The organism is Streptomyces sp. NPDC059788 (assembly GCF_042732265.1).
Taxonomy (GTDB): domain Bacteria; phylum Actinomycetota; class Actinomycetes; order Streptomycetales; family Streptomycetaceae; genus Streptomyces.
This window is the reverse complement of the sequence record NZ_JBHWHY010000016.1, coordinates 52,037-60,919: the sequence shown is the minus strand read 5'-3', so window position 1 is coordinate 60,919 and position 8,883 is coordinate 52,037. Positions and strand designations below refer to the sequence as shown.

Below are 8,883 nucleotides of genomic sequence, written 5' to 3'. Positions count from 1 at the left end.
AACGACATCACTTCCCGCAGCTTGTCTGGTTCAGGGGTGAACCGTTCCGCTTCATGTTGCGTTTGACCTTGTAAGACGTGAAGTGATCTCCAGAGCGCGCGAGGGATGTGACCGTGTCCGACATAGCCGTCGACTATGAACTGCTCAACGATGTCGCGCAGAAGTCCGGCAAGTTGAAGGACGAGGTCAAGCAGGCCCGCGAGAGCAAGCAGGAGTACTCGGTCGACGAGGTCGGCTCCCGGGTGGCCGTCGCGGCGATCCGCAAGTACTACTCGACGTGGAAGGGCTCCTTCAAGCGCTCCGAGGAGAAGCTGGAGAAGCTCAAGAACCTCTACGAGGGCGTGGCGAAGAAGTGGGCCGACTGGGACTTCGACCTGGCCAACAAGGCGGCCAAGCAGAGCGCCCAGATCTCCTCCGACCTGTGGAACGCCCGAAACGAGGAGTGGAACGCCTGGCACGACGCGGTCGAGAAGGCCAAGAAGGAGCACCCGGACCTCGACCCGTCCCAGCTGCCGAAGGAGCCCGAGAAGCCCGGTGAGCGCCCCCACGAGTGGACCACCGACGACGGGCACGGCAACAAGACCACCACGACGTACGAGTACGGGCCGGACGGCAAGCCGACGAAGGTCACCACGAGCATGGAGACCAAGACCGGCCTGAAGGCCAGCGACACGACGAACTACCACTCCGACGGCACGTACGACTCCAAGTCGACGGACGTCTTCGGCACCGTCACGAACACCACCGGCACGTCGACGATGACCGAGACGAAGGAGCACAAGACCACCACGGACGACTTCACCAGCAAGACGAAGGACACCGAGGGCCAGGAGAGCACCACCACCGGCACCACCACCTCGGTCACCGACCAGAAGTCCGGACACCGTGACACCAAGACCACCTACACCACCGTCGGTCCCGACGAGGACGGCAACGAGCAGACGGTGAAAGGTACGACCCACTCCTCCGTCGACCTCAACGGCCACGAGGTGACCACCACCATCGAGGTCAACGAGGACGGCAGCGGCACCAAGACCGTGGTGACCGACGGCAAGACGGAGGAGTGGACGAGCGACGACGCCAAGGGGGACAAGGGCTGGAAGGTCAAGAAGGACGACTGACCGGCCTCCCCCGGCCCGGCGCGCCCGGACCTTCGTCCGGGCCCCACCCATCCCACACCGATCCAGGGAGACAGCACCATGCCCGCAGGCAACATCAACCTCGACTACAACGAGATCCAGCGCGTCTCCGGCGTGATGAACCAGGCCGTCAACGACATCAACCCGCTGCTGCTGAGCACCAAGTCCTCCGTCGAGGGCCTGCTGGACAACGGCATGTTCATGCAGCAGAGCAGCCCGGCGCTGAAGGAGTCGTACACCAACCTCACCGCGTCGTTGCAGAAGGCCGTGGAGAGCATCAACTCCTTCGCCAACCAGTTCAACCAGATCAAGAACAACGTCGAGAAGATGGACGCGGACATCGCGGCCGGCACCAAGAAGGCCGGCTGACGGACCGCACGACACGACGGTGCCCCGCCACCGGACCTCGGGTCCGGGCGGCGGGGCACCGTCGTGTGTGCCTGTTTCGGCCGGTCAGCCGGCGTCGCCCTCGCGCAGCACCGTCTCCGGCACCAGCACCGACACCAGCGCGCCCGTGACCGGGTCGACGGTCAGGCCGCGGCCGGGCGTCGGACGGCCGCGCAGCAGGTCGTACGGCACCCGTACGCCGAGGATGTCGCCCTCGCCCGGTGACTGCGGCGAGAGCAGCACGCCCTTGCGGACCCGCCGTACGAGGCCGAGCCAGCCGATGCCCACCGAGGTCAGCGTCTCGGCGGTGGCGGCGGCGACCAGGCCGATGCCGCGGTCCCGGCCGGTGGTGGCGACCTCGCGCAGCGCCGCGTCGGCCGCGGGCAGCTGGGAGAGCAGGTCGGCGTCGTCCACCAGGACCACGGCGGGCCCCGGTTCGGCGTTCAGCGCGGCGCTGACCTCGTCGGCCAGCGGGTCGGGGTCCTGGAGGACCACGGCCCGCGGGTGCCGGGCCAGGCCGCGCAGCGGCGACTCGCGCGGGGTGAGCGCCACCACCCGGGTGCCGCCGGCCAGCAGGGACACCGCCAGCGTGGTGAGCGCGGTGGACCGGCCGCTGCCGGGCGGGCCGCTGATGAGGAAGGACGGCGCGTCGGCCGCGAAGTCCACACCGATGGGTCCCAGTTCGTCGCCGCCGACGCCGAGCAGGCCCCACAGGGGTCGCCGGTCGGCCGCCGGGACCTTCTCGTACGCGTCGGTGAAGGACACCTGGCGGGGCAGGCTCAGCACGCGTGCGGGACGGCGGGCGGCGGGCACGTTCCGGTCCCGCTGCTCGGCCCGCTCACCGATCCGCTTGAGCGCCTCGGCCTGATCGCGGCCGGTGACCGGCCCCTCGGCCCGCTCGCCGAGCAGCGCGACCTGCACCTCGGTGGCGCTGCCGCCGCGCCAGCCGCGGCCCTGCGGGACGACGGCCGGCACCTGCTTGGGCGGCACGCCCGCCAGGCTGTACTCGTTGCGGTCGGTCAGCCGCAGCAGCAGCCGCTCGTCGTTGAGCGAGGCGACCTTGCCCGTCATCAGGGCACGTTCGGACGTGGCGATGACGTGCAGGCCCATCGGCGCGCCCTCGCGGATCAGCGCGGTCAGCTCCTGGACCGGACGGCCGCCGTCGTGATCGCCGAGCAGGGCGGCCAGCGAGTCCCAGCCGTCGATGAGGACGACGATGTGGGCGGGGCGTTCGGCGGGCTGCAGCAGGGCGCGCAGTTCGGTGAGGTTGGCCGCGCCGTGCGAGGTGAGCAGTTCCTGGCGGGCGCTCATCTCGGCGGTCAGCCGGGACAGCAGCCGGCCGAGGCGTTCCAGGTCGGCGCGCGGTACGACGGCGCCGCAGTGCGGCAGCGCGGCCAGGGGCGCCAGCGCGCCGCCGGCCGCGTCGATGCCGTACAGGTGGACGTCGGCGCTGGAGTGCCGGCGGGCCAGGGCGCCGCCGATGGTGCGCAGCACCTGGGAGCGGCCGGAGCGCGGGGTGCCCAGGACGTACAGGTGCCCGAAGCGGGTCAGGTCCAGCTCCATGGGCTCCTGGCGCTGGGCCCCGGGCAGGTCGGCCAGGCCCCAGGGGACGGGCGCGAGGCGTCCGTCGGCGGGGTCGGGCCGCTCGGGCAGTTCGGACAGGCTGACGGCGTGCGGCAGCGCGGGCAGCCAGGGGCTGGGCTGCCGTTCGATGTCCAGGTCGGCGGCGGCCTCCTGGACCGCGTCGACCAGGGCCGTCAGGTCGGTGGGCGCGTCGCGGTCCTCCATCGCCTCCTGGATGGCGTCGAAGAGGTCGGAGGTCTCCTCGACGGGTTCGGCCGCCGTACGGCCCAGCAGGGACCAGGTGAGTTCGCTGGTCCACACGTCGGCGTCGGCCTTCGGTCCCGGCTGTCCGACCTGGCCCGGGTCCCCGGCGTCCGGGGACGTGGCCTGCGCGCCGTCGCGTACCGCGCCGACGAAGGCGGTCTGGAACGGGAGCACCGAGCGGTGCCCGATGCGCGCCAGGGCGCGGCCCGGGGTCTCGCTGGAGATGCTCACCGCGTCGTTGACCTCCAGGACGTCCTGGCTGTCGAGGGCATCGGTGACGCGCAGCGAGATCCGCAGGTTGGTGTTGGCGCGGATGTCGGCGGTGACCACGCCGGCCGGTCGCTGGGTGGCGAGCAGCAGGTGCAGGCCGAGGGAGCGGCCGCGCTGGGCGATGCCGACCAGGCCCGGCACGAACTCGGGCACGTCGCGGGCGAGGGTGGCGAACTCGTCGATGATGAGCAGCAGCCTCGGCAGCGGCGCCATCGCGGGGTCGCGGCGGCGCATCGCCCGGTATTCGGTGTGGTCCTTGGCGCCCGCGTCGGCCAGCAGGCGTTCGCGGCGGGTCAGTTCCGCGGTCAGGGAGGTCAGGGCCCGTTCGACCAGGTGGCTGTCCAGGTCGGTGACCATGCCCAGCACGTGCGGCAGCCGCTCGCAGCCGGCGAAGGCGCTGCCGCCCTTGTAGTCGACGAGCACGAACGTCATCTCGTCCGGCCGGTTGACCGCCGCCAGGGACGCCACCAGCGTCTGCAGGAGTTCGGACTTGCCGGCGCCGGTGGTGCCCGCGATCAGGCCGTGCGGGCCGTCCTTGACCAGGTCGAAGGTGACCGGTCCGGTGTAGCCGGCGCCCAGCAGGACGCCGGTGGAGGCCGGGCGCTTGGTCCAGCGGGCGGCCAGTTCGCCGGCTTGCGGCGGCTCCAGGCCGAGCAGGTCCAGCAGCTTGACGCGGTCCGGCAGGCCGTCCGAGCCGTCGGGGGTGACGTCGCGTACGGGGGCCAGGGACCGGGCGATCCGCTCGCACCAGCCGGTGTCGACCAGGTCGGCGCGGATGCCGGTGAGGTCGGCGCTGCCGGTACGGCGCAGCGTCACCTCGCGGGCGCCGACCGAGCAGACGGTGACGCACTCCTCGGGGAGCATCCGCTCCTCCTGGTCGAGGCAGATCAGGAAGACCCGTACGGACGGGCCCTCCTTGAGGACCTGCACCACACCGGGCACGTCGCGCAGCCGCCGGGCGCCGTCCAGCACCACGACGAGGTCGGGCTCGGCCAGCAGCGCGCCGCCCATCGCGGACTCGCGCGAGCGGGCCCGGGAGCGGATCGCGGAGACCAGTTCGGAGACCCGGTTGGCGACCGTCTCCGGGTCGTTGCCGACGGTCACGGTGGGCCCGCCGGTGGGCGGCGCGGTGACGCCGCCCTCGCCGGGGCGGGCGTGCGGCAGCCAGCGCACCCACTCCCAGGCGGGCGCGCCCGCCGCGTCGGTGAGCACGGTGATGCGTACGTCGCGGGGGCTGTGCAGGATCGCGGCCTGCGCCACGGTCCAGCGGGCCAGCGCCCGCGCCGCGTCCGTCTCGCCCGAGATGCCGACGACGCCGTCGCCGCACAGGTCCACGCCGATCGGCATGTCCGGGATCTGCCAGTTGACCGAGCGGTGGTTGTCCTCGCGGGAGCTGTCCTCGATGGTCAGCAGCGACGCCTGGCGGACGGTGCCGACGCGCAGCAGCAGGTGGTCGGGGTGACCGCGGCGGCGCTCCCACAGCCGGGCGCCGGGGCCGACGGCCCACATGCCGGCGGCCGCCGGGTCGGGTCCCGCGGCGACCCGCAGGCCGCGCTCGCGCTCGACCATGCCCTTGACGTCCTGCTCCAGCGAGGCGCGGCGGGCGCGGTAGTTGGCGACCGAGGTGAGGAAGTCGCGCCAGCCGCTGCGCCGGGAGCTGATGTAGTTGCCGATGGCGAGCACCGGGCTGAAGAACGCGAACATCAGGTAGAAGTACGAGTGCAGGAAGACGACCATGCCGATGCCCATGAACATCGGCGCGATCACCACCAGCAGCGGAATGGTGCGCCGGGGCGGCGGTACGGGCGGCGAGGGCAGCGTGAACCGCTCCGGCACCAGCGGCGGAACGATCCGCGGCGGCCGGTTGAAGTCCAGGTGGGCGCCGTCCTCGGAGGCCGTCACCGCGGCGTCCGCCTCGGTGGGCTCGGCGACCCGCAGCAGGAACTCGCCCATCCGCAGCTCGCCGCCGAGCGGCCACTCCACCCAGCCTTCGGGGACCGGCAGGTGGGTGTCGGCGTACGGGTCGGGCAGCTCCGGCGGGGGCGCGGGCGGCAGCGGGGCGGCGTCGGCGCGGGGCCGGGCGGGCGGCGGTTCGGGCACCGACAGCCGGACGTCGGTGCGGTGGCCGGGGGCGGGCCTGCCGCCGCCGTTCGCCGCCGCGCCGTCGCCGTCCGCGGACCTGCGGGCGGCCTGGCCCGCGTCGAGCAGCACCGTGCCGTCCGGGCGGACGGTGATCCGGATGCCCGCGCCGGGCACGTCGCGGCCCTGGAGGCGCACCGAACCGCCCGGCGCGGGGCCGATGGTGTGCGTACCGAGGTCCAGCGGCCAGACCCGCCCGGCGCCGCGCCCGCCGATCAGCTGGAGTTCCACGCGCGGGGCGCGCGGCAGCCGCTCGCCGTCGGCGGAGCGGGACGGGGGCGGCAGTTCGGCGCGGTCGGGGCCGTAGCCGCCGTCCGGCTCGGGTGGCACGGGGCCGCCGAGGCCGAGCGTCGCGCCGTCGCGTACCCCGGTGGCGGACACCGGCAGGTCCGCGTCGAGTTCGCGGTCGCCGAGGAAGAGCGCGGGCGCGTCGTCGGTGGCCTGCACACCGGCGAGGCGTGCGGCCAGGGCGCCGACGGTGGTCGAGCCCGGGGTGTGCAGGACCAGGTCGCGCCGCTCGGGGGCGGGCTCGGGGGAGCCGGGCCGGGCCGGAGCGGCCGGGGCGATGGTGACGAAGAGTCTCACGGGGTACGAGGGGTCCGTTCCTGAGGATCGCCGGGGGCGGTGGGGTCGGAGTCGGCGTCGGAGGCGGCGGAGGCCGCGGACACACCGGCCAGGCCGGGCGGCGCGGCGGCGGCCCGGGGCTCGGCCAGGTCCGGTTCGGCGAAGTCGGCGCCGGTGTCGGCGTCGGCGTCGGCCGGGGAGCCGGAATCCGTCGCGGAGTGCGCCGCGGACCCGTGGGGTGCGGACGCGTCCGGCCGCTGTGCGGGTGCGGGCTGCGCGGGTGCCGTCGGCCCGGGCGCCGTCGCCGGAGCGGGCGCGCCCGGCTCGGGCTCGGCGAAGTCGGCGTCGAAGGCGACGGATTCACGCGGCGCTTCGTACGCGCGGGCGCCGTCGCCGCCAGGGTTCCCGTACGCGGGCTCCGGGGCAGCGGGCCAGGGGGCCGGTGCCGGCTGCGGCTGCGGCTGCGGCTGCGGCTGCGGCTGCGGCTGCGGCTGCGGCTGCGGCTGGAGCAGGGTGGCCGGCTGGTTCTGCTCGGGCTCCGACTTGCGCAAGTCCGGCATCGCCGGAGCTGGTTCCCATACAGGATCGGGCTCCCGCATATCCGGCATCGCCGGAGCCGGTTCCCATACGGGATCGGCCGGAGTGCCGTAACCGGGGCCCGGGCCCGTACCCGGCCCCGTACCCATGCCCGTACCGGCTCCCGGCAGGACGCAGTGCGGCGCGGGCTGCCTGCGCTTCACCGCGCGCGCCACGGCCCCGCCCAGCGCGGGCGACTCCACGTCCACCCGCGGACCGGGGCCGAGCAGCCGCCCGTCCGGTTCGGCGTGCAGGACCCAGCAGGCGCCCGGCAGCCGGCCGCCGACGAGCGCGCGGGCGCGTCCCCGTGCGCACAGGTCCGCCAGCCGTGCCGCCTGGTCGGCCGTGGGCGCCCAGCAGACGACCACCGGCACCGCCGTCGGGTCCGAAATCTCCGGGACCTCCTGCCCCGGTGCCGCCCAGCGGTCCGCGGCCAGTTCCGCGAGGATGTCGTCCAGCGAGCGGCCCGGGAAGCGCGGGTGCACGCCCGGCGCCACCAGGACCGGCGGCCCGTCAGGCATCCGGTCGACCTGCGCGGCCAGCGCTTGGAGCACGCTGCGGGCCACCCCCGGGTCGCCCTCGACGCCCAGCGCAGCGGGCCCGCGCAGCCAGTCGACGAGCACCACGCCGGGCGCCTTACGGTCCACGCCGAGGACGAGCGGCAGACGTACGGCCCGGCCGTGCGCCGGCGACTGTCCCCGCACCGCGGCAGCGGGTGCGGACCAGGTCCACTCCCCCGGTTCGCCCGCCGCGTCCGCCCAGGGCAGGACGGGACCGGCGGCACCGGCCGGGTCGCGGCCCGCGACGACGACGCGTACCCGGTCCAGGCCCGGCGTCAGCTGGACGGTCGGCGCGTAGCAGCCGTCACCCGCGTCCGCGTCCGCGCGGTCGAGCGCCGCGCGGGTCAGGTCCTGCGCGGCCGGGTCGGCGAAGTACGCGGCCAGCGTCCGGGCACAGCGCCGGTGCCGCAGGTAGGCGCGGAGCGGCGCGGTGAACGCGCGCGCGGTCATCCGCACCTCCCAGGCGATGCGGCGGCAGGCCCGGCGGAAGCCGCCCTGTTTGCGCACGGCCCGGCCGATGAGCCAGATGAGCAGGATCAGGACGGCCAGGAAGCCGATCAGGATCAGCCAGGAGTTGCGGTCCGGCATACCGAGGGCCAACCGCACCGGGGACTCGGCCGGCACCGGGGCCTGGGCCGGTTCAAGGGACTGCGCCGGTGCCGCGACGGCCGCCGTCCCCGGCGGCGCGGCGTGCGCCGGGCCGCTCATCCGCGGTCCCGGGCGTCGGGCGCGGCGGCCCGCCGCAGGTGGTGCATGGCGTGGTGCAGCCGGGACTTCACCGTGCCGGGCGGTATGCCCAGGGCGTGCGCCGTATCAGGTCCGGAACAGCCGAGCAGGTATGTGTACACCAGAACCTCTCGATGGGGGCGGGACAGTTGGGCGAGCAACTCGACGACGTGCGTCCGCTCCACGACGCGCGCGACCTCGTCCGCGGGGCCGGCCGTCTCCGGCGGCAGCCCGGTGGGCACCGCGGGCCGGGAGCTGTCGCGCCGGCTCCAGTCGATCACGACGTTGCGGGCGACCCTGAACAGCCATGGCAGACCGGGCTCCCACCCAGCCTCGCGCCGGGTGTCCCGTACGCGCGAGATGTCGCTTTCGAGCCAGGCGCGCAGCAGCGTCTCCTGGACGACGTCCTCCGCGCGCTGCGGATCGGCGGGCAGCAGGCCGGAGACGTACCGCAGCAACGGCTGACGGTACGTCAGGACGAGGGCGTTGATCCGCTCCTCGGTGCGCGGCAGGGCGGGCGGCGGGGAGACCGGCGCGGGGCGTTCCGGCGCGGCGGCAGGGCCCCGGCCCGGTATCGCCGGTTCGGTCATCGCTGTGCTGCCTCAGGGATTTTCGGGTCGCCGGTCCGCGGGCCGACCGGGGCGGGTGGTTGCTGTTACCACGCACCACACCCTAATCAGCCGCCGCCGACCGCG

5 protein-coding genes are annotated in these 8,883 nt (G+C 74.4%); 2 read left to right on the top strand and 3 right to left on the bottom strand.

The window, feature by feature from the left end:
• The first annotated feature begins 113 nt into the window (after window positions 1-113).
• Both ACFV57_RS15950 and ACFV57_RS15945 read left to right on the top strand, forming a co-directional pair.
• On the top strand, window positions 114-1,121 hold the full coding sequence (locus ACFV57_RS15950; RefSeq protein ID WP_385231368.1) for a hypothetical protein: 1,008 nt from the start codon (window positions 114-116) through the stop codon (window positions 1,119-1,121).
• 78 nt (window positions 1,122-1,199) lie between these two features.
• Window positions 1,200-1,508 carry a hypothetical protein gene (locus ACFV57_RS15945; protein WP_360134435.1) on the top strand — a complete coding sequence of 103 codons (309 nt, stop codon included), beginning with the start codon at window positions 1,200-1,202 and terminating at the stop codon, window positions 1,506-1,508.
• Window positions 1,509-1,592: 84 nt separating this feature from the next.
• Here ACFV57_RS15945 and ACFV57_RS15940 read toward each other — a convergent pair whose 3' ends face one another.
• Genes ACFV57_RS15940 through ACFV57_RS15930 form a run of 3 tightly spaced genes read right to left on the bottom strand, consistent with a single transcriptional unit; the run spans window position 1,593 to window position 8,778 of the window.
• Window positions 1,593-6,347, bottom strand: a complete 4,755-nt coding sequence (locus tag ACFV57_RS15940; protein WP_385231365.1) for an FtsK/SpoIIIE domain-containing protein — start codon at window positions 6,345-6,347, stop codon at window positions 1,593-1,595.
• Entirely contained in the window at window positions 6,344-8,170 is a 1,827-nt protein-coding gene (locus ACFV57_RS15935) for a hypothetical protein (protein ID WP_385231363.1), read from the bottom strand. Before ACFV57_RS15935 ends, ACFV57_RS15940 begins: the two co-directional genes overlap by 4 nt.
• Complete coding sequence (locus ACFV57_RS15930; RefSeq protein ID WP_385231360.1) at window positions 8,167-8,778, bottom strand: sigma-70 family RNA polymerase sigma factor; 612 nt, start codon at window positions 8,776-8,778, stop codon at window positions 8,167-8,169. The genes ACFV57_RS15935 and ACFV57_RS15930 overlap by 4 nt, the downstream gene beginning before the upstream one ends.
• Between the last annotated feature and the right edge of the window lie 105 nt (window positions 8,779-8,883).

Coding starts and splice junctions, on each gene's coding strand:
- ACFV57_RS15945 (WP_360134435.1), top strand. CDS start 1,200: ATGCCCGCAGGCAACATCAACCTCGACTACAACGAGATCCAGCGCGTC.
- ACFV57_RS15935 (WP_385231363.1), bottom strand. CDS start 8,170: ATGAGCGGCCCGGCGCACGCCGCGCCGCCGGGGACGGCGGCCGTCGCG.
- ACFV57_RS15930 (WP_385231360.1), bottom strand. CDS start 8,778: ATGACCGAACCGGCGATACCGGGCCGGGGCCCTGCCGCCGCGCCGGAA.